The organism is Mesobacillus subterraneus (assembly GCF_020524355.2).
Taxonomy (GTDB): domain Bacteria; phylum Bacillota; class Bacilli; order Bacillales; family Cytobacillaceae; genus Mesobacillus; species Mesobacillus subterraneus_C.
This window is the reverse complement of record NZ_CP129019.1, coordinates 1,572,597-1,592,319: the sequence shown is the minus strand read 5'-3', so window position 1 is coordinate 1,592,319 and position 19,723 is coordinate 1,572,597. Positions and strand designations below refer to the sequence as shown.

The window sequence follows — 19,723 nt, the reverse complement described above, 5'->3', positions numbered from 1 at the left end:
TACCATCTTGCTATAAGAGGCGGTGAAAACATGAAAGAAATCATCTTAAGCTTAGTTGCTGGTTTGATCGTAGGAATACTTTTTAAGTTCCTTAAGCTTCCTCTTCCTGCACCTCCTGTTCTAGCGGGTGTCCTTGGAATTGTGGGTGTTTATTTAGGTGGAGTTGTCGGGGAATGGATACTGAATTCCTTTAAAGGGTGACAGGTGGAACATATTAATAGGCTCTTTTCGTAAAGCTTCAAATTTTACTTAACAAAGCCTAAGCCTCATCGAAATGAGCCAGTTTCCTTAAAAATTGGAGCTACCTTATATGTTTTTTTACAATCAATGCGAAAATAGCGATAAGAAAAATCCACGGATCCCTCCGCGGATTTTTAATTTTGTTTACATTCGCTTGAGTGCATTTTGACCATAGACTGATTGGGCTGCAGGTTTATTTTTTTCGCCAACTACTCCTTTGGCATTCAGGTATACATATAGAGTGCCAACAAAAAATGCTCCACCAATAATGTTTCCTAATGTAACAGGAACTAGATTGTATATACTTCCGGCAAGGCTGACAGTTTCAGGGTGGGGAACAAAGAGTGCAATCGAAAAGAGGACCATGTTAGCAACACTATGTTCGAATCCTGACACTACAAAAGCAAAAACCAAAAGCATCATGACTCCTATTTTTGCTCCATCTCCTTTTACATTTAACGGTACCCATACAGCAAGGCAAACAAGCCAGTTACAAAGAACTGCACGAAAGAACAATTGATAAGCAGGTGTGTTCATTTTCATGCTCACAGTTTCCATCATGTAGTGGGATTTTTCTGGCGATATAAAAAGACCCGACATCATAATGAGCATTCCGAAAAATACTGCTCCTAACAAATTTCCTGAATAACACGCAATCCAATTTTCAATGGTATCCTTCCATGTCGTTGCTTTTTTTAAAGAACTGATTGTCATCATCATTGTGTTGCTTGTAAATAATTCTCCCCCGCCGTATAAAATCAGGACAAGAGCCAGGCCGAAAAAGATCGAGCTAGCGATAGGTGTCGCAGCTGAATGTGAATCATAGAAGTATTCACCAAGCCGGTATGAGACCATGATGCCAAAACCGATATAAACACCAGCAAGCGCTGCCCGCAACAAGTACTTTGCTTTTGATTCCCTAAGATACTTCTTCTTTTTTAAAGCTGTGGCAATAGCTACTTCGATTGGCTGTTCACTCATTTTTAAGACTCCTCTATTTGTGAATAAAGTCACATTTTTGCTGTTAGATTAATCTTAAACCTCAAATCCAGGTTTGTTAATAGTAAACACGATGAACTGTTTATGTCCATTTTCGAAGCGTTTTCATCCCTTTTATAAAGCGTTTTTAATATAATCGGACTCCTAATACTATTCACATATAGGGGAATTCCTTTATATGCTAAGTGGATTTACTCATAATTTTAGAAAGAAAGAGCCTTTTAAAAAAGGCTCTCTTTGAAAGCAATACAAGTATATAAGGCGCAACCGCCTCGATCGGCACCGACAAGCGCTTCCCGACTAGATCGCCAAGTCCTCCCAAAAGCTACCGCTTTCGGTCGTGCGATGAATCGCTTCTAAGCATTCCTTATCCTGTGGCTGGAGGGTCTAGCAATTGGTATGACTCGGAGATTCGACTTGTGAGTTCTTCGACCTCACCTGAGCAAACCGAAATTTTGTATAGTAAAGCCGGCTGCCCAGCAACGCAGACACTGAAGACTCCTACAAAGATGCGCTTTTTACTTCTGCCTGTGCGGAGCTGAAGTTTCGGAGTATCAAGCATCATCCCTTATAATACGCTCATCAATATGTTTTTTGTTCATCTTGTTCAATAGCTTCCGGTGCTCTTTGGACTCAAATATAATACTGAAATCATAGTCTTCCGGATAAAGCTCTGAAGCAGGCAGATTCAGCTTAAGGCGCTTATTATTAACCTCGACTTTACGGTCCCTGACCTGGACTAGATAATTCCCCCGACTGTCTGGTCCCTTAAAAATCACTCCCAGCTCTCCAGTGCTCAGTACATGTACACTATCCCCCATATCAAATCGTTTTACCGGCTTCTCCTTATCCGCAGAAGACTTCATTCTTTTGTGTCTGTTTGCTATGATTTGCTGCTCTCTTGCATTCAGCTCCATCGGGTCATTCTCGAATATGGCAGTATAACCTTTCTCGGATTTGTAAGTTATTTTATGGGCCCTTTCAATCAACTTTGGATGGATGCCCAGTTTCAGCGCAATCGCAAAAGCCTGGCTCTCGCCGCCCGTCCCGATTCGCAGACGGTAAGTAGGCTTCAGTGTTTCAAGGTCGAATTCCATAGAACCGTTCATGAAATCCTCATGATTGTCGGCAAAGTCTTTTATCTCGCTGTAATGAGTTGTTGCAAATATAGTCGCTCCTTTATTGTTCAGGTTCTCAAGTATGGCTGCAGCAAGGCCCATCCCTTCTCCCGGGTCAGTTCCAGATCCCAGCTCATCCAGAAGGACAAGCGTTTTATCATTGGCCTCCTTTAAGATCTCTATAATATTGACAATCCTAGAGCTGAATGTACTTAGATTCTGCTCGATGCTTTGACCATCGCCTATATCGACAAGCACCTTATGAAAAATCCCTGATAAGCTTCCCTTTTCAACCGGAAGAAGCAATCCGCTTTGTGCCATCAACGACAGCAGTCCTGCTGTTTTTATGGACACGGTTTTACCGCCAGTATTTGGCCCGGTAATGACAAGAGCATGATAATCCGTTCCAATTTCAATGTTTAAAGGAACCGCTTTTCCACCTAGAAGCGGATGGCGTGCTCCATTAAATAAAATGATTGGGTCTTGATGAATTTCAACTCTCTTGCCATCAATAGACCGGCAATATTTTGCTTTTGAAAACAGATAGTCATAATGACCCATCGTCTCCATGGCCATTCGGATTTCTTTCTCTTTTCCCTCAGCCAATCCAGTCAAGGCAAAGAGCACTTTCTCAACTTCCGCTTGCTCTTCTAAATACAGCCACTCCATTTGATCCTGGAACGAACCTATTTCTTCAGGTTCTATAAATAGAGTTGAGCCTGATGCTGATGTATCAAGTACTGACCCTCTGACCTTTCCACGATATTCCTTTTTCACAGGAACAACATACCTGCCGTTTCTTTGGCTGATGACAGCTTCTTGAAGAAATGGTTTTATTTTCGCAGATTTTAGCAGTTGGTTAAGCTTCTCTTTTAAACGATCTTCCTGTATTCCAATTTGTTTCCGAACCTTCAATAGTTCCCTTGTTGCGTAATCATCAATTTGGCCATTACGGATACATCGTTGTATCTCAGCAGCAAGTTCGGGAAGTTCTTCAATCGCAAAGACATATGCAGAGACTCTAGGAGCAACATACTCCTTATCCTTCATGAACCTGCGGATCTTATTGCAGGTTTCCAGGAAAGAAAGCAGCAGCATCAGTTGTTCTGTCCGAAGCGGAACCCCCCTTGTTAAAACCTTTAAGAACCATTTCCATTCCCTCAAGACCGTGGATAGGAACACTGGAACTAATCTTGAGAATTTCAATCGCTTCAGAGACTTCCTCCTGCCATGATGAAATTTGCTGCTGATTGATTGATGGTTGCATTTCTCTTGCTTTTATTCGCCCTGATTCAGTCAAAGCAAAGCTGGCGATTTCTTCCTTTACTTTGTCGTAACCAAGAACTGTAAACGTTTGTTCGTTCAACTTTTATTCCTCCTCTAAATTGAAAGCTCAAGCGCCTTGTCCTGCCCCGACAATCGGTGGAGGGCCGCCCAGTGAAGACGCTTATTGACTTCACTGGCAGGACCGAACCCGAAATGTATAGCCGACTGCCCAGAAACGGAGAAACTGGAGACTCCGACAAAGAAGCGCTATTTGCTTCTGCCGGCGGAGTTGAAGTTTCGGAGTTTCTAGGAGGCGACACTAGACTAACGTCTCGAGGAGTTAGGAGCCGCAGCTGGCCACACGACCCAAGGGGCTAGGCACTGGAGCTGGACACTAGTCGTGGTGCAACTAGCTTATTTTTTTATTAATAGAAAAAAGCCGCTATGGAACAAGTCCACAGCGGCTTCAAAAAAATACCTCGCAGACATGGCTGCAGGTAGTCCTCTCCAAAAGAAGAATATGTGTACAAGTACACATATTCTGCTCATGGATATCAAGCATGCTTTACTATGTTCGTTGTTCTTAACATCAATCCAGCGCATAATTAAATAAACCTATTACAGGCCTAAAAAAAAACGGATTGACCGTATGAAATTAACGGTTTAGTTAAGAACGACACCTAACATAAAACATACTCCTCAATATAAAAAAATATCTTCTACAATAGATTATCTCCTTTACACCAATCTAGTCAACCATAATTAGCCTATTAAAAGATAAATATAATAAACCGCACGTAAGAAACGAATGTTCACATTTTCTCTATTGACCTCTTGTTTATATTTCATTTTAAATTAGGTTAAGCAACGTACGGAAAAGGTGGAGATATTGTGGCCAGCCAGGAAAATCAAAATAATTTAAGTTATGAGATGAGCGAATTAATAAAAGCCTCAGAAAAAATAATTAAATTGAAAAAAGGTACTTTTTTATTCCGCGAAGGGCAGGAAGCAAAGGAAATGTTTATTATTCTTTCGGGCAAGGTACAGATTTCAAAAATGAATGCGGAAGGCAAAGAATTGTATTTAAGATTATGTAATAAAAACGATATTGTAGGCGAATTAACCCTCTTTACAGTTGGCCCTCGATATTTATTCAATGCAAGAGTAGTTGAAGATGGCGAAGCAGCAGCGGTTAATATCGATAACCTGGAACAAACGTTGTTCAACAATAGCCAGCTTGCCTACCAATTCCTAAAATGGATGAATGACCATATCCGTAGAACAATCACTAAATTCCGTGATCTTGTCCTGCATGGCAAAAAAGGAGCCTTGTATTCTACACTTATCAGGCTGAGCAATAGTTACGGCATTCAAAAAGACGATGGTATACACATCAATATTTCAATAACTAACCAGGATTTAGCGAATTACTGTGGAACTGCCAGGGAAAGCGTCAGCCGCATGCTTGGGGAATTACGCGATGAAGAGATCATCTCCATACACAGAAAAAGAATTATCATTCATGATCTGGACTACTTAAAACAACAAATTGACTGTGAAAATTGCCCGATAGAATATTGCAATATTGAATAACGGAATTAAACAAGGAGTCCATGTTAGCTCAGGAAACTTTCTCTTTATGCAGCCTATCAATCTTCATAAGGGTACCCTTCTCAGCGTCCCATACCTTAAAGTATCACTTTCACATTTCCAAAAGGGCCTTGGCCCTTCATTTATGGCGTATGGCGCAAACTCCAAGCACCATTATTTCCTTAAAAACATAAGGAGTTTTTACGCTATATGATCCAAACCTTTGGATTTTGTTTTCTTTTTCAAATACTTACTTATAAAAATACAGGGAGAATTAGGGGCAGAAACAACGAAGTTATTATAGCAGCCATTCCCATTGCCGCTCCCGAAACTGCGCCCTGTAGTTCTCCTTCCCTGGCTGCTTCTGCTGTACCAATCCCATGAGCGATGGTACCAATTGCCAAACCTCTCGAAAAAGGGTCACGGATTTTCATGATGTTCATAAGGGATGGGCCCGTCATCGCACCGAGCATGCCAGTGATCATGACGAAAGCAGCAACTAGAATCGAGTCTGCCCCAATAATTCTGGCAACCTCAGAAGCTACAGGAATTGTGATAGACTTGATCGTCAAAGAAACTAAGATCAAATCTGATAAGTTAAGCAAATAGGCTATGAACACAGCTGAGATAATGGTAGAGACTATCCCTGCTACAAGACCAGTCAAAGCTGGAACTGCGTAAGCTGAAATGACCTTTCTTTGGCGATACAATGGTACAGCTAATGCCACAGTAGCCGGTCCCAGAAAATAGGTCATAATCTCACTTGCCGGTTCATATTTCTTATAAGGTATATTCAGCAACAACAATACGGCAATTACAATCACCGTACTTAAAAATACAGGAGATGTAAGCGGAGATGGATATTTACCCGCAGCCTTCCTGGCGATAAAGTATGCAAGCAAGGTTATAAGGATGCTAAAGATCGTCAGCAGAGTTTCCAGTTTCCTTCCCCCCCTTTCGCTTTATCAGCATATGTGAAGTGCCTCCTGCAAACACCATGCCTATTATTGCACTAATAAACAAAATAACCGCAAGTTGAATACCATTTTCTGCGATAAGTCCACCGAGAGTCATCAATCCAACTGAGATCGGTACAAAAAAGAACGATAAATGCCGGACGAGAAAATCAGCTGCACCTTCAAACCATTCAAGCCGGACCACCCTCGTCCATAGCAGAACGAAAAGTAAAATCATCCCCAAAACATTACCAGGAATACGAAGCTCGAACAGTTCTACTATATAAAAGCCGGCTTTGTTTATTAGGATCAACCCTGTGATTTGCAATGTGAATTTTATGATTTTATCAGCTCTCAAAGCATAATTCCCCTTTATTTTTCCCTAGACGTTGAAACGTTTTACAATTCATTATAAATCTCACTCGTTACATTGCAAGAATATTCACTTATCTTTTTTCTTGAAAGCTGTATGTTTAACATAGTTCACACAATGTCCATATGATTTTCCTCATATTTCTTATATCTTAATAAGGGGGAGGATTGTGTTATGAAAAAAATCTATCTTATCAGTTCACTTATTATATTAATAGGAATTTCATCGGGAATCTCATTTTTTCTAATCAGGGATGCGAATGCCCAAATCCCAGAGGACATCACGCTTGTCACCATGGATGAAGAAAATTATACTTTCGGAGAAGAAACAGAGACTATCAAGCTTGTCGAATTCATTTATACTCATTGTCCTGATATCTGCCCAACGACAACACAAAAAATGAACCTACTTCGAAAAGACTTGATCCAAGAAGGTGTCTACGGTAAGGAAGTACAATTTATAACTATTACAATTGATCCGTACCGGGATACGCCTAAAGTTTTAAGGAAGTATATGGACAATTTCGGACTCGAAAATGATGGGAATTGGATTTTCTTGACCGGTGACCAAGCTGACACTTTGGAAGAACAAAAGAAAATCAAACAGGTTGCCGATACGTTTCAATTTCAGTATCGCGATCCAGGAAATGGATTTTACGTCCATAGTACATTTACTTACCTGATTGATGAGAATAATAAGTTCATAAAAAAATTCCCGATGGGGGAAGATTTTAATAAAGATGAAGTGTTCAAAGAAATCATGGACGAAATTTAAACAACAAAAAAGCGGTCGTTGGACCGCTTTTTTTTATGCGCTTTTACTTTCCTGCTTAAGCTTAACATTAAGACTCCTGACTGAGGATTCTTAAACGATTATGCTTAACTGGGATAGGATGTCTATCTCTTAATGTGAATTCACTGTGGTGGGATGTTTCTCTGTCTTTTGCAGGGAGAAAAATTCTGATTTTGGCTTAGTGAAGCTGACTTTTATCCCTGATTCCTTTAGGCGGTTAACAAAATCAACCAGCTGCTTTTTAGCCATTTTTCAAAAACTCCTTTTATCCATCTTCGTCTATTATTATTTTACATGAAAAATATGAAAAATGTGTGAAAATGAGCAAAAAAATTGACATCATCCATCAAAAAAAATTCACAAATTTCCCAATAGACTCTGCGTGCACAATATGATAAATAATTATCCAAACTAGCCCTATTACTTACTACTCTCGCCTATTCCCATTTTGACTTCTTTAAAAACACCTTTCCACAAAAAAATGGTATTCTTCCATTTTAATGCGTTCCCTTATCTTAAAAAGAATTCGCTCATAGCCAGCAAACATGTTATAATCTTTGGGATATATATTAATGGAGGCTACTAAATAAATGATTACAGTTCAAAATGTCGGCTTGAGATATGGTGACCGCAAGCTTTTTGAAGATGTTAATATTAAATTCACTCCGGGAAATTGCTATGGCTTGATCGGAGCAAATGGTGCAGGTAAATCCACTTTCCTAAAGATTTTATCAGGTGAAATTGAAGCTCAAACCGGAAATGTTTCAATGACGCCTGGCGAGCGTATGGCTGTATTGAAGCAGAACCACTTTGAATATGAAGATGTCGAAGTGTTGAAAGTCGTCATAATGGTCCATGCCCGTTTATATGAAGTCATGCAGGAAAAAGATGCAATTTACATGAAAGCAGATTTTACCGATGAAGACGGCATGAAAGCTGCTGAGCTTGAAGGTGAATTCGCTGAGCTTAATGGCTGGGAAGCAGAATCCGAAGCAGCGATTCTTCTTAAAGGTCTTGGTATTGGCGAAGAGCTTCATGATAAGAAAATGGCAGATATTGGTGGTGGAGAGAAAGTAAAAGTGCTTCTTGCCCAGGCTTTATTTGGTAAGCCTGAAGTGCTCCTGCTTGACGAACCTACCAACCACCTTGATATCGCTGCGATTCAATGGTTAGAGGAATTCTTGATCAATTTCGAGAACACGGTTATTGTGGTATCCCACGACCGACACTTCCTGAATAAAGTTTGTACTCACATTGCCGACCTGGACTTTGGCAAAATTCAGCTTTATGTCGGCAACTATGATTTCTGGTATGAATCCAGCCAGCTGGCATTAAGAATGCAGTCGGATACGAACCGTAAAAAAGAAGAGAAAATTAAGGAATTGCAAGCGTTCATCGCGCGTTTCAGTGCAAACGCATCGAAATCCAAGCAAGCTACTTCACGTAAAAAATTGCTTGATAAGATCTCACTAGATGATATCAAACCATCATCCCGGAAATATCCATACGTTGGATTTACTCCTGACCGTGAAATCGGTAATGACTTATTAAGAGTTGATGGAATTACCAAGACAATTGACGGCGTAAAGGTTTTGGATAATATCAGTTTCATTATGAATAAAGATGACAAAATTGCGCTTGTTGGAAAAAACGAAATAGCAATTACGACATTGTTTAAAATCCTTAGCGGTGAAATGGAGCCAGATAGCGGAACTTTCAGATGGGGTGTAACAACATCCCAGGCATATTTCCCTAAAGACAACTCTGAGTTCTTTGAAGGCTGTGACCTTACCCTGGTAGACTGGCTCCGCCAGTTCTCACCAAAGGATGACAGTGAAAGCTTCCTTCGCGGATTCCTTGGACGTATGCTATTCTCCGGTGAAGAAGTATTAAAAAAAGCAAGCGTACTTTCCGGAGGCGAAAAAGTTCGCTGTATGCTTTCGAAGATGATGCTATCCGGAGCAAACGTCCTTATGTTGGATGAACCAACAAACCACTTGGACCTTGAATCGATCACAGCATTGAATAATGGTATGATTAACTTTAAAGGATCCATGATTTTCTCGTCCCATGACCACCAATTCGTCCAGACTGTGGCGAACAGGATCATGGAAATCACTCCGGCAGGGTTGATTGATAAGCAAATGACTTATGACGAATACCTTGAAAATGAAGAACTGCAAAAGCAAATTACAGAAATGTACGCATAATGAAAACCCTCGGGATTCCCCCGAGGGTTTATCTTGTTTATAGCTTGGATCTCAAACCTTCCTTAATCCTTTTTCTGCTTATTTTTTGAGGAATCAGCGGATCTGCTACCTGTTTCACTCGCAGTTGTACCCTGTCCTTCAACCTGGGATGAATTCAACCCAATTGTCGAAGGATCCTTTTTTCTTTTATTGCTCATATATACCCCTCCACTTACAAATAGATTTCCTTACTATTGTCTTGCGAAAAGACTATTTTATACTACTGACGCAGAACTTAGACCATTTCTATACCCCATATCCATGATATTTTCACCAACTTGTGATATTTTCTTTATGTAGGATCATTTTTATTTCGATATAATCAGTTATATCTATTGTATATGTTTAAAAGGTTTGTTTGAAAGGATGTCAGGATTGAGAAAATTACATATTTTACTTCTCACAGCCCTATTACTCTTCATTTCAGGCTGTGCAGGTAACAGTGAGTCAAACAAGGTTGAACTGACCGTCTCTGCTGCAGCAAGTCTCCGCGAAGTAATTGAGGAGGCCGGGCAACTATATATGGAACAAAATCCGGGAGTTAAAATTGTCTACAATTTTGGCGGGTCAGGTTCCCTGCAACAGCAAATTTCCCAGGGTGCGCCCGTAGACTTGTTTATTTCCGCAGCACAGGATAAATTCGATTATTTACATTCCAAAAAGCTAATAGATCAACAACACAGCGTAAAACTTCTCAAAAACGAACTTGTATTGATTACACAGAAAGAAAACAAAGAGATCGACTCAGCTGAATCACTGACTAGCGATAAAATTGAAAGAATCGCCCTGGGTACCCCTGAATCTGTGCCTGCGGGCATGTATGCGAAACAAGCATTGATTTCATTGCAGTTATGGAATGATCTCGAGCGTAAAATCATTCGCACTAAGGACGTCCGACAGGTTCTATCCTATGTTGAAACTGGCAATGTCGATGCTGGATTTGTCTATAATACAGATGCACTGATTTCCAATAAAATAAGGATTGTCCCATTGAATGGAAAAGAACTTCACGATCCTATTATTTATCCAGTTGGTGTAGTTGCAGGAACTGAGCACCCTAATGAGTCTATCGACTTTTTCAATTTCCTAAGAGGTCAAATAGCGCTGGACATTTTCAAAAAATACGGCTTTAAAGCAGCATTGGAATGATTTTTATGAGCAATGAATTCTGGAGTCCTGTTAAACTTTCCCTTGAGATTGCTTCCGTCTCGGTCGTATTCGTGTTTTTATTCGGGATATTTACCGCAAGGTTCATGGCGAGGAGGCACTTCATTGGTAAAACAGCAGTAGAGACACTTTTGACATTGCCTTTAGTACTCCCTCCAACTGTAGTGGGATTTCTATTGATTGTCGTATTTGGCATAAATAGTCCAATCGGGAGAATGATTGAACAGGTGTTTGGCAGTCCTCTTATCTTTAGCTGGTGGGCAGCTGTTGTTGCCGCATCTGTCGTTGCTTTTCCATTGATGTATCAATCAGCCAAGACAGGTTTCCTGTCAATCGACCCTGGAGCAGAGGAAGCGGCGAGAGTAGATGGAGCAAATGAGTGGAAAGTTTTTTTATACGTCACTCTACCTCTATCAGTAAAAACATTAATCACTGGTCTTATTTTAAGCTTTGCCAGGGCCCTCGGTGAATTCGGTGCAACCCTCATGTTTGCCGGCAACTTGCCAGGGAAGACTCAGACCGCCCCTACAGCAATCTATGTGGCACTTGAGTCTGGAAATATGCAGTCAGCCTGGCTTTGGGTAATTGCCATGGTGGGAATATCGTTTCTAATGCTCCTTTCGACTTCATTATTAAAACAGTAAATGAAGATATCTACACCTTGTTGGGAGATTGCATCAGAACTTTCTAATTTCAGAAAAAAGAGCCACGGAATCTCCATGGCTCTTTCTTGCAATCTATTGATCTTTAAAGTAGTGTATACTCTTCGTAGCAAAATCCTTAAATAAAAATAGATCCAATAGCTTTTGAAAAACTATTAATCATTTATTTAAAGGTTACAACGAGGTTGATGGGTTCCCCGATTTTCTTTTTGTCCTTATCAACCAGGTCGCCTGAGAGAATCTCCACTTTCTCGAGGTTTTCAAGCTCATCCACGATAAACCCAAGATTCCCTTGCTTCTTTTGTCCGGATAAAATCTCTCCATGTAATTCTTCCAGGTAAAAATCGTCTTCCCAAGTCTTGTGAATCGTATCATTGATATTCACCATTGCCACCGGCCCAAAATGATAGCTTTCACTGGAATGATTCTTTACTTCTACGCCAATTTTAACAAAATCAAATTCTTCATCATGTGTGTATGGATGGAAGAAATCAATCAGACTGTAAGCAGGTATGAAGTGCAGCAACTTAATCTCTTTAACCTTATATTCAATGCCATCGAGATTGAATGTTTTATTGACTTCTTTAAGCGCCTTTAGAGTTATTTCCCCCTTATCGTCACTCAATGAATCCCCTGGTGTATTCAGTTCCCTGTCATCCGCAACTTGCGGATTAGGTACAAACACATCTGTATTTTTCTTTATTGGTTTCTCCACAGCAGTTTTAAAAGGCTTCGTTTCCAAATTTGCATCAGCTTGTGCAAAAGAACAGCCTGACAGAATTGAAACTGCCATCATCAATAGCAGATATTTTTTCATTTCGAAAACCCCTTTTCAGAAAATCTCCCGCAGATCCAAGGTTCAGCGGGGAGAGCTTCAAATTCTTTATTTTCTTTTACCGTTCTCAAGGATATCAAAAATGTTTTTCGCATTGTCAGTATTGTCAATCTGTCCGTAGAAACGCTCTTTACCAGGACCGAATGCATATACAGGTACGTCTTCACCCGTGTGGCCGCCAGTTGTCCAACCAGTGTGAGAACGCTGGTCAAAGATCTTTTCGATAGCATTGTCAATATCTCTGATTTTCTTTGTTGGAGCAACGTCTTTTACGGACTGAATTTCTTCAGCAGTCAACTCAGGCAGCCCTTCAGATTTAAAGTCAATATACTTCTTTAATGTTTTTTCTACATCAGCACCTTGTGCAATTTCAGCAGCCATGAAATCCGGAGTGCGTTTCGCAGCTTTGATCGGTGCTCCGAACCAGTTATAAATTCCATCTGCACCAATTGAATAACCGCCAGTTGAATGGTCAGCAGTCGCAACAACTAATGTGTGCTTGTCTTTCTTAGCAAATTCGATTGCTGCTTTGTATGCTTTTTCGAAATCTTCCATTTCGCTCATGGCAGCCACAATATCGTTGTCATGTCCAGCCCAGTCGACCTGGCTGCCTTCTACCATCAAGAAGAAACCATCCTTATCTTTGTTCAAACGCTCAATTGCTGCTTTCGTCATATCTTCAAGAGAAGGTGTTTCTTCTTTGCGGTCGATCATCTTGTCCATACCGCCTGGTGCAAAAAGTCCAAGTACCTTTTCGTTTTTATTATTTAGCAAGTCCTGCTTGTTCGTTACATAGCTATAGCCATCTTTCTGGAATTCCTCTGCCAGGTTCCTGTCATCACGAACAAAGTTACTTACTCCTCCGCCAAGCATGACATCTATTTTATGCTCACCTTTAACCAATTCATCATAATAATCATCCGCAATCGCATTCATATTTTTGCGGCTTTCATCATGAGCCCCAAATGAAGCTGGCGTGGCATGTGTTATTTCCGAAGTAGCTACAAGTCCAGTAGCTTTGCCGTTTTCCTTGGCAGCTTCCAAAACTGTTTTTACTTCTTTTCCGTCGTTATCCACTGCAATTGCATTATTGTAGGTTTTAATTCCAGCTGACATCGCTGTAGCAGCTGATGCAGAGTCAGTTACGTTTTGTTCCGGGTCTTCCGGGTAAGTCATCTGGCTACCAACAAGATATTTGTCAAATTCAGTCTTCTCAGCTTCTGTAGTTTCAGGGTTGTCCTTCAAGTAACGGTAAGCTGAAGTATAAGCAACTCCCATTCCATCACCAATTAAGAAAATGACATTCTTAATTTCTGAGCGGTGATCTTTTGCTTTATTTTTTGCTTCCGCATCAAAAGTACCTGCTAAGCTGCCGAACGCCACAGTTGAAAGAACAGCGATCGGGAGTATCTTCTTTTTAAAGTTTGCTTTAATCATTACAAGACCTCCAGGAAAGTTATTTACTTCGCCTTCTAATATAATAGGAATCTATTAATCTCTTATTAATTCAATGTAAAATATCATTGAGTTTTTGTTACAGACACTTCATATTCTTTTGGTGCACTTATACAGAAAAATAAAAACAGGTGATTGATCACCTGCTCCGGAATCTTCTGCTCTTTTTTTGATTTCGATTGACAAGCCACACTCCAAGGGCAGCCAATAGCACTAAAGCTCCTAATATGGTATTGACAGAAAGCATACTACTCTGTTCCGGCTTTTGCGGGGTCTCCTTCTTTACTTCCGGTTTTTTTCCAATCAAGGGTTTAAGCTCAAGAGATTGGATAATCTCGCCATCCTTATTCTCAATCTTTAAATTTCCGTTTTTTTCGACCACTCTCTTGCCATGTTCTATTGGTTCGGTTAAATAGAGGTCCTCACCTGCTTTGAACTTCAGGTTTCCACTTGAAAAGGATTCCCCTTTCATGATTTGAGAGGATTTAAAGCCCGCGAAGCCATAGTCAAAAAGCTTGGCAGTATCTTCGTATATTTTTCGTTTGTATTCTGATTTCAGCAAGATCGCAGTCAATTGCAACTTCCCGTTATCGGCCGTAGTGGCAAGCGTTTGCTTCGACTGGTCCACAAAGCCCGTTTTTCCACCCGTTACTCCTTCGTAGGGAATTTCACCTTTTAGCATACGATGATGGGAAAGAATCGTTGTATCCCAAGACTCCCCATCCCACTCCAATTGTTTAGTGCCAAAAATCTCCCGGAAATGTGGATTTTTCATTGCATAGTTTACTATAATGCCAAGATCTTTGGCGGTTGTATAATGATTTTCATCAAACAAGCCATGCGGATTGACAAAATGTGTATCCTCTACACCAATACTGGTCTCTATAAACTTATTTATATTTTCAGAGTAACTTTCTAAAGAACCGTCCAGGTGAATAGCAATTGCTAGAGCAGCATCATTTCCTGAATTAATCAACATTCCCTGAATCAGCTTCTTCAAAGATACCTGTTCACCAGGGTTTAAATAAACCCTGGTACCATCGATCTTGTCAATTTCCTCGCTAACAACGACCTGCTCATCCAATTCAGCTGTTTCAATAGCGTAAATGGCAGTTGCAATCTTTGTCAGGCTAGCAGGATACATTTTTACCTCTTCATTTTTCCCGAATAGTACGGCACCTGATTGGGTGTCCATTAAAACGGCGGCCTCAGAAGCTAAGACAGGTTCATTCACCTCTGCTTCAACAAATTCTGCAGAAGCAACCATACTTATAAATAAAATCATAAACAGGGACAATAATCTCCTCATCCTACCACATCCAGTGTCCTAATCTCACCAATTATTTTAACAGAATCATGTCGATAAATGTCTACTGTTATTATTTTTTAATCAAACTGGAATAAACTGAAAAGTTTGTAAAGGTTCGATTGAATCGATCTTTATCTATCGCACTAAGTAACGAAGAATGCTGAGGCTCGAAATATCCTGAGTATAAAAAAGGCGCATAAAAGGCTATTAAAAAAAGTTAAATCAAGGAAAAAGATCTCCAATGAAGATTGTTGTCCACCTATGTTTGCGTGAAAGTAAACAAGTCACCAATTAAGCATATTGGTGACTTAATTCAAATGCATCTCAAGATTATTTTCGCAGAGAACCTATCCTGTCCACAGACAGGGTTTCCTTAATTCCTTCCGTTAAAAACGATATTTTCAAGATAGGAAATATATACATCATCTCTTGCAAGAGCTGCTCCATACTCCCTTTTCACAAAGCGTTCAGCTGATTCAAAACTGTCAAAGGGTCCGTGCCGCTCTTTACTTTCCTGCTGAACAAAATACCGGGTTCCATCTGTATATATCAGATACAATTCCCGATCACGATTCTCATACAGGCATCCATTTTTCGAATCCTTTAGATTATAGGTATTTTTAAAAGCATCCGGCTTGATTGGTTCCAATGGGAATACTTGTTCAATATATCGGTTGTATGCTTCCTTATTCATAGAGCATCCAGAAGCTTTGGCGTGTCCGCCCCCTCCAAATTCGCCAGCGACACCAGAGACATCTACGTCATCGTGAATCGTCCTGAAGCTTATTTTCTTTCCTCCCAAGTTTAAAATCGATATATAATCCAGATGTGGATATTCCTTGCCCAGCTCGTTCCCTAATTCCGAATGATAGGATTCAGCATGAACGACGCCTCCATATAAACCTTCATGTTCAATTTGGATGATTTCGCGTTTTTTCCTCCTGATGTATCGTTCAATCTTATCTTCTTCCATTTCAAGGAGCTTTTTTTCAAAATCATCATAATTAAAGCTTTCCCCGGATTTAAGACGCGGTAACATACGTTCTTCGAATTCTTCTATTGAAACCATAAAAAACAAGTCATTCAAATTCTTAGCTTTAAAATTCTTGAGGATGTCCCAGTCCCAGGTATCATATTGCCTGACAAGCTCAACAAACTCATCGAGTGAACCACTTTTAACCAAATGATTTCCCTGTACTAAATAGTCATATACGAGTGATGCCGCACTTGTCAGGCTCCCGGAGTCATCCTCTACTTTTACCATACCCCAGCTATATTCATTGAAATTCAATGCTGTTTTATGGTGATCAATCAGTTTTGCCTTTCCACCATCTTTGACATACTGATTGATTTTTTCTGTGACTTCTTGGTTGACAGATAAATCTGTTATATAAAGGTGGTCTTCCTTTTTCATTCGTTCGTTCATTCTCTCGAAATATTTCTCCACCTGAAAATTAAGCCCAGAGACAGAATTATATCGGATATCAGCTTTTTCACCGAATGCGAGCCTGAATAGAATACCGCAGGCCACCCCATCCAAATCATTATGAGTAAATAAACGGTACATATTTTCCTCCTTGGTTTGCATCTAATCTATAGTTTGTTTTTGCCCTGATAATCTATACAAGAGAAAATCAAAAAATTAGACAAGTTCAGCAAGGGGACGAGCATAGATATTTATAGAGGATAGTAAGGAGGTGAAAACATGCATTTCTTTGTATTTAAACGGAAAACATTATACTTCATCGGCTTAATCGTTTTTATTGCCATCATTGGTTCTCTTTGGTTGAGCCTAAAGCCTGATGCCACTCCGGCAATAGGTGGACAAAATGAGCAAATCCGGGAAATCCACATGGTAACAGGCGAGTTCAAATCTACGACGGATGATGGCAAGGAAATAGAAGCATACCGGTGGGATCCAGGAACAATCTTTTTAGAAAAAGGCGAAAAGGTTCGTTTGAAGATCCTCGGAGTCAACGGAAAAGAACACCCCTTCATCATTGAAGGAACGGATATTAAAGGCGTTGTGAAAAAAGGCGAAGAAACAGTCGTCCCCTTACAGTTTGATAAAGAAGGAACATACAGGCTGATTTGTCTGACACATCCTTCTGCTGAGCATAACGGACCTATGATCGCCTATATTGTCGTAGATTAATCCTTTAGGAGAACAGGATCTTGCATCCTGTTTTTTCTATTGGTAACACGTCTGAAATTGACACAAAACATACATAACACTTTAAACACAGTGGAAATAATCCCTGATAGAATTATAACTATTAAGACATTCTTATATAACAGCTTCAGAAAATAATGACGCAATTATATAACAGCTTCTGAAAATCGAACCAAATAAAATACGAAAACCCATATAAACATAGTATTGTTCATAATTTCACAAATATGTCACACTCAACCTGTTATATTCGTAGTATGATGAAAGTGTGGTAACTGTTATATAAACATCTACTTAAGAGGTGAATTGAAATGGAACAATGGAAAGGCTTTAAAAATGGTGCTTGGCAGGAAGATATCAATGTTAGGGACTTTATTTTAAAAAACTACTCTGAATATATTGGTGATTCCAGCTTCCTTGAAGGTGCAACTGAGGAAACGCTTCAATTATGGCAGCAAGTAATGGAATTAACAAAGCAGGAACGTGATAATGGCGGTGTACTTGATATGGATACAAAAGTAGTATCCTCCATTACATCCCATGGACCGGGCTATCTCGATCAGAACAAAGAAAAAGTCGTAGGCTTCCAGACCGATCAGCCATTCAAGCGCTCTATGCAGCCTTTTGGCGGCATTCGTATGGCAAAGGCTGCTTGCGAAGCATATGGTTATGAATTGGATAAAGAGGTCGAAAAAATCTTCACTGACTTCCGCAAAACGCATAACCAGGGTGTATTCGATGTCTATACTAAAGAAATGCTCCAGGCTCGTAAAGCCGGAATCATCACTGGCTTGCCAGATGCTTACGGACGCGGTCGCATCATCGGAGACTACCGCCGCGTAGCTCTTTATGGTGTCGACTTCCTGATGGAACAAAAGAAGAAAGACCATGGTATGACAAGCAGCGTCATGACTGAGGACACAATGCGCCTGAGGGAAGAAATTTCTGAGCAATACCGTTCATTGAATGAATTGAAGCAGCTTGCCCAGAGCTATGGCTATGATATTTCCAAGCCAGCATCCAATGCAGTCGAAGCTTTCCAATGGGTCTACTTTGCCTACCTTGCAGCAATCAAAGAACAGAATGGTGCAGCGATGAGCCTTGGCCGTGTCGCAACATTCCTGGATATCTATATCGAGCGTGACCTGCAAAACGGCACACTTACTGAAAAAGAAGCACAGGAAATTGTTGACCATTTTGTCATGAAGCTTCGTTTAGTAAAATTCGCGCGTACTCCTGACTACAACGAATTATTCAGCGGTGATCCAACATGGGTAACTGAGTCAATTGGCGGTATGGCACATAATGGGCAATCACTTGTAACGAAGAACTCTTTCCGCTTCCTTCATACACTTGATAATCTCGGACCGGCTCCAGAGCCAAATCTCACAGTGCTATGGTCACCGGCCCTGCCTGAGAACTTCAAGAAGTATTGTGCTGAAATGTCAATCAAAACGAGCTCAATCCAATATGAAAATGACGATGTGATGCGTTGTGAATATGGCGACGACTATGGAATTGCCTGCTGCGTTTCCGCAATGGAAATCGGCAAGCAGATGCAATTCTTCGGGAGCACGCGCCAACCTGGCGAAAGCTTTGCTTTATGCGATCAATGGCGGTGTCGATGAAAAGCTTAAGATTCAAGTTGCTCCAGGCTTCAGCCCTATTACTTCTGAAGTCCTTGACTATAATGAAGTAATGGCTAAGTTCGATAATGTAATGGAATGGCTTGCCGGCCTTTACATCAATACTCTTAATGTCATCCACTACATGCATGATAAATACAGCTACGAAAGAATTGAAATGGCGCTGCATGATACAGAAGTCCTTCGCACAATGGCAACTGGTATCGCAGGTTTAAGTGTAGTAGCAGATTCATTGAGTGCAATCAAACATGCCAAGGTAAAAGTAATCCGTGACGAAAACGGCATTGCTGTTGATTTTGAAACAGAAGGCGACTTCCCTAAGTACGGAAACAACGATGACCGTGTTGACAGCATCGCAGTTGAACTTGTGAAAAACTTCATGACAAAGCTGCGCAAGCACCCGACATATCGCGATTCAGTCCATACAATGTCCATTTTAACGATTACTTCGAACGTAGTATATGGTAAAAAGACAGGTAATACACCTGATGGAAGACGAGCTGGTGAACCATTCGCGCCAGGTGCTAACCCAATGCATGGACGCGATACTAAAGGAACACTCGCTTCCCTGTCATCAGTAGCAAAGCTTCCATATACCTATGCTTTGGATGGCATTTCAAACACATTCTCCATCGTGCCAAAAGCACTTGGAAAAGATGAAGATAGCCGTACAAATAACCTTGTTTCCATCCTTGATGGCTATGCGATCAAAGATGGCCACCACTTAAATGTAAACGTGTTTAATAGGGGAAACGCTGTTAAATGCAATGGAGCATCCTGAAGAATATCCGCAGCTGACAATCCGTGTATCTGGATATGCAGTAAACTTCATCAAGCTTACACGTGAACAGCAGATGGATGTAATTAACCGAACTTTCCATGAAACAATGTAA

The 19,723-nt window shown here is 40.4% G+C and carries 19 protein-coding genes and 1 pseudogene; 9 read left to right on the top strand and 11 right to left on the bottom strand.

All coding sequences use genetic code 11. The features are described 5' to 3' along the window. The first annotated feature begins 30 nt into the window (after window positions 1–30). Entirely contained in the window at window positions 31–201 is a 171-nt protein-coding gene (locus LC048_RS08130) for a XapX domain-containing protein (RefSeq protein WP_102263141.1), read from the top strand. A 183-nt stretch (window positions 202–384) separates the two neighbouring features. Here LC048_RS08130 and LC048_RS08125 read toward each other — a convergent pair whose 3' ends face one another. The 3 genes from LC048_RS08125 to LC048_RS08115 all read right to left on the bottom strand — a co-directional run bounded on the left by LC048_RS08125 (window position 385) and on the right by LC048_RS08115 (window position 3,723). Continuing rightward, a complete protein-coding gene (locus tag LC048_RS08125; RefSeq protein WP_226604535.1) occupies window positions 385–1,221 on the bottom strand; it encodes a formate/nitrite transporter family protein in 837 nt (278 codons plus the stop codon). A 572-nt stretch (window positions 1,222–1,793) separates the two neighbouring features. Next, window positions 1,794–3,455 (bottom strand): endonuclease MutS2, encoded by a 1,662-nt coding sequence (locus LC048_RS08120; protein ID WP_306049940.1) that lies wholly within the window; start codon window positions 3,453–3,455, stop codon window positions 1,794–1,796. Next, a complete protein-coding gene (locus LC048_RS08115) occupies window positions 3,421–3,723 on the bottom strand; it encodes a hypothetical protein (protein WP_306049938.1) in 303 nt (100 codons plus the stop codon). The genes LC048_RS08120 and LC048_RS08115 overlap by 35 nt, the downstream gene beginning before the upstream one ends. Window positions 3,724–3,794: 71 nt before the next feature. On the opposite strand from LC048_RS08115, the gene LC048_RS08110 reads away from it, so the two are divergent. Together LC048_RS08110 and LC048_RS08105 are read left to right on the top strand one after the other, a co-directional pair. Further along, on the top strand, window positions 3,795–4,001 hold the full coding sequence (locus LC048_RS08110; RefSeq protein WP_226604540.1) for a hypothetical protein: 207 nt from the start codon (window positions 3,795–3,797) through the stop codon (window positions 3,999–4,001). Between the two features lie 552 nt (window positions 4,002–4,553). Beyond that, the gene (locus tag LC048_RS08105) at window positions 4,554–5,216 is read left to right on the top strand and encodes a Crp/Fnr family transcriptional regulator (protein ID WP_226604644.1); all 663 of its coding nucleotides are present in this window, start codon (window positions 4,554–4,556) and stop codon (window positions 5,214–5,216) included. A 251-nt stretch (window positions 5,217–5,467) separates the two neighbouring features. Here LC048_RS08105 and LC048_RS08100 read toward each other — a convergent pair whose 3' ends face one another. Both LC048_RS08100 and LC048_RS08095 read right to left on the bottom strand, forming a co-directional pair. Continuing rightward, window positions 5,468–6,115 (bottom strand): LrgB family protein, encoded by a 648-nt coding sequence (locus LC048_RS08100; protein ID WP_264188501.1) that lies wholly within the window; start codon window positions 6,113–6,115, stop codon window positions 5,468–5,470. A 13-nt stretch (window positions 6,116–6,128) separates the two neighbouring features. Next, the gene (locus LC048_RS08095) at window positions 6,129–6,527 is read right to left on the bottom strand and encodes a CidA/LrgA family protein (protein ID WP_226604542.1); all 399 of its coding nucleotides are present in this window, start codon (window positions 6,525–6,527) and stop codon (window positions 6,129–6,131) included. Window positions 6,528–6,716: 189 nt separating this feature from the next. Between LC048_RS08095 and LC048_RS08090 the strand changes: the two genes are divergently transcribed. Beyond that, window positions 6,717–7,316: an SCO family protein gene (locus tag LC048_RS08090; protein ID WP_226604544.1), complete on the top strand. Its 600-nt coding sequence runs from the start codon at window positions 6,717–6,719 to the stop codon at window positions 7,314–7,316. Window positions 7,317–7,445: 129 nt separating this feature from the next. Here the strand turns inward: LC048_RS08090 and LC048_RS08085 are convergent, their stop codons facing one another. Next, window positions 7,446–7,583, bottom strand: coding sequence for a hypothetical protein (locus LC048_RS08085; RefSeq protein WP_023627787.1), 138 nt, complete (start codon window positions 7,581–7,583; stop codon window positions 7,446–7,448). A 341-nt stretch (window positions 7,584–7,924) separates the two neighbouring features. On the opposite strand from LC048_RS08085, the gene LC048_RS08080 reads away from it, so the two are divergent. Continuing rightward, on the top strand, window positions 7,925–9,544 hold the full coding sequence (locus LC048_RS08080; RefSeq protein ID WP_306049935.1) for an ABC-F family ATP-binding cassette domain-containing protein: 1,620 nt from the start codon (window positions 7,925–7,927) through the stop codon (window positions 9,542–9,544). A 62-nt stretch (window positions 9,545–9,606) separates the two neighbouring features. Here LC048_RS08080 and LC048_RS08075 read toward each other — a convergent pair whose 3' ends face one another. Then, window positions 9,607–9,741 (bottom strand): YuzL family protein, encoded by a 135-nt coding sequence (locus LC048_RS08075; protein ID WP_226604556.1) that lies wholly within the window; start codon window positions 9,739–9,741, stop codon window positions 9,607–9,609. A 217-nt stretch (window positions 9,742–9,958) separates the two neighbouring features. On the opposite strand from LC048_RS08075, the gene modA reads away from it, so the two are divergent. Both modA and modB read left to right on the top strand, forming a co-directional pair. Continuing rightward, window positions 9,959–10,732: a molybdate ABC transporter substrate-binding protein gene (gene modA, locus LC048_RS08070; RefSeq protein ID WP_371932012.1), complete on the top strand. Its 774-nt coding sequence runs from the start codon at window positions 9,959–9,961 to the stop codon at window positions 10,730–10,732. 5 nt (window positions 10,733–10,737) lie between these two features. Next, window positions 10,738–11,394: a molybdate ABC transporter permease subunit gene (gene modB / locus LC048_RS08065; protein ID WP_226604560.1), complete on the top strand. Its 657-nt coding sequence runs from the start codon at window positions 10,738–10,740 to the stop codon at window positions 11,392–11,394. A 181-nt stretch (window positions 11,395–11,575) separates the two neighbouring features. On the opposite strand, the gene LC048_RS08060 is transcribed toward modB, so the two are convergent. The 4 genes from LC048_RS08060 to LC048_RS08045 all read right to left on the bottom strand — a co-directional run bounded on the left by LC048_RS08060 (window position 11,576) and on the right by LC048_RS08045 (window position 16,578). Next, a complete protein-coding gene (locus tag LC048_RS08060; RefSeq protein ID WP_226604563.1) occupies window positions 11,576–12,229 on the bottom strand; it encodes a DUF4352 domain-containing protein in 654 nt (217 codons plus the stop codon). 66 nt (window positions 12,230–12,295) lie between these two features. Continuing rightward, window positions 12,296–13,684 carry an alkaline phosphatase family protein gene (locus tag LC048_RS08055; protein ID WP_226604565.1) on the bottom strand — a complete coding sequence of 463 codons (1,389 nt, stop codon included), beginning with the start codon at window positions 13,682–13,684 and terminating at the stop codon, window positions 12,296–12,298. 157 nt (window positions 13,685–13,841) lie between these two features. Further along, a complete protein-coding gene (locus LC048_RS08050; RefSeq protein WP_306049933.1) occupies window positions 13,842–15,011 on the bottom strand; it encodes a D-alanyl-D-alanine carboxypeptidase family protein in 1,170 nt (389 codons plus the stop codon). Window positions 15,012–15,384: 373 nt separating this feature from the next. Further along, window positions 15,385–16,578 carry a DHH family phosphoesterase gene (locus LC048_RS08045; protein ID WP_226604569.1) on the bottom strand — a complete coding sequence of 398 codons (1,194 nt, stop codon included), beginning with the start codon at window positions 16,576–16,578 and terminating at the stop codon, window positions 15,385–15,387. A gap of 138 nt (window positions 16,579–16,716) precedes the next feature. Between LC048_RS08045 and LC048_RS08040 the strand changes: the two genes are divergently transcribed. Next, window positions 16,717–17,166, top strand: coding sequence for a cupredoxin domain-containing protein (locus LC048_RS08040; RefSeq protein WP_226604570.1), 450 nt, complete (start codon window positions 16,717–16,719; stop codon window positions 17,164–17,166). Window positions 17,167–17,495: 329 nt separating this feature from the next. Next, window positions 17,496–19,723: pseudogene (pflB, locus tag LC048_RS08035) on the top strand (formate C-acetyltransferase).

Bases quoted from the DNA above. Each gene is read 5' to 3' on its own strand.
- LC048_RS08130 (WP_102263141.1), top strand. From the start codon at position 31: ATGAAAGAAATCATCTTAAGCTTAGTTGCTGGTTTGATCGTAGGAATA.
- LC048_RS08125 (WP_226604535.1), bottom strand. From the start codon at position 1,221: ATGAGTGAACAGCCAATCGAAGTAGCTATTGCCACAGCTTTAAAAAAG.
- LC048_RS08120 (WP_306049940.1), bottom strand. From the start codon at position 3,455: ATGCTGCTGCTTTCTTTCCTGGAAACCTGCAATAAGATCCGCAGGTTC.
- LC048_RS08105 (WP_226604644.1), top strand. From the start codon at position 4,554: ATGAGCGAATTAATAAAAGCCTCAGAAAAAATAATTAAATTGAAAAAA.
- LC048_RS08090 (WP_226604544.1), top strand. From the start codon at position 6,717: ATGAAAAAAATCTATCTTATCAGTTCACTTATTATATTAATAGGAATT.
- LC048_RS08085 (WP_023627787.1), bottom strand. From the start codon at position 7,583: ATGGCTAAAAAGCAGCTGGTTGATTTTGTTAACCGCCTAAAGGAATCA.
- LC048_RS08080 (WP_306049935.1), top strand. From the start codon at position 7,925: ATGATTACAGTTCAAAATGTCGGCTTGAGATATGGTGACCGCAAGCTT.
- LC048_RS08075 (WP_226604556.1), bottom strand. From the start codon at position 9,741: ATGAGCAATAAAAGAAAAAAGGATCCTTCGACAATTGGGTTGAATTCA.
- modB (WP_226604560.1), top strand. From the start codon at position 10,738: ATGAGCAATGAATTCTGGAGTCCTGTTAAACTTTCCCTTGAGATTGCT.
- LC048_RS08060 (WP_226604563.1), bottom strand. From the start codon at position 12,229: ATGAAAAAATATCTGCTATTGATGATGGCAGTTTCAATTCTGTCAGGC.
- LC048_RS08055 (WP_226604565.1), bottom strand. From the start codon at position 13,684: ATGATTAAAGCAAACTTTAAAAAGAAGATACTCCCGATCGCTGTTCTT.
- LC048_RS08050 (WP_306049933.1), bottom strand. From the start codon at position 15,011: ATGAGGAGATTATTGTCCCTGTTTATGATTTTATTTATAAGTATGGTT.
- LC048_RS08045 (WP_226604569.1), bottom strand. From the start codon at position 16,578: ATGTACCGTTTATTTACTCATAATGATTTGGATGGGGTGGCCTGCGGT.
- LC048_RS08040 (WP_226604570.1), top strand. From the start codon at position 16,717: ATGCATTTCTTTGTATTTAAACGGAAAACATTATACTTCATCGGCTTA.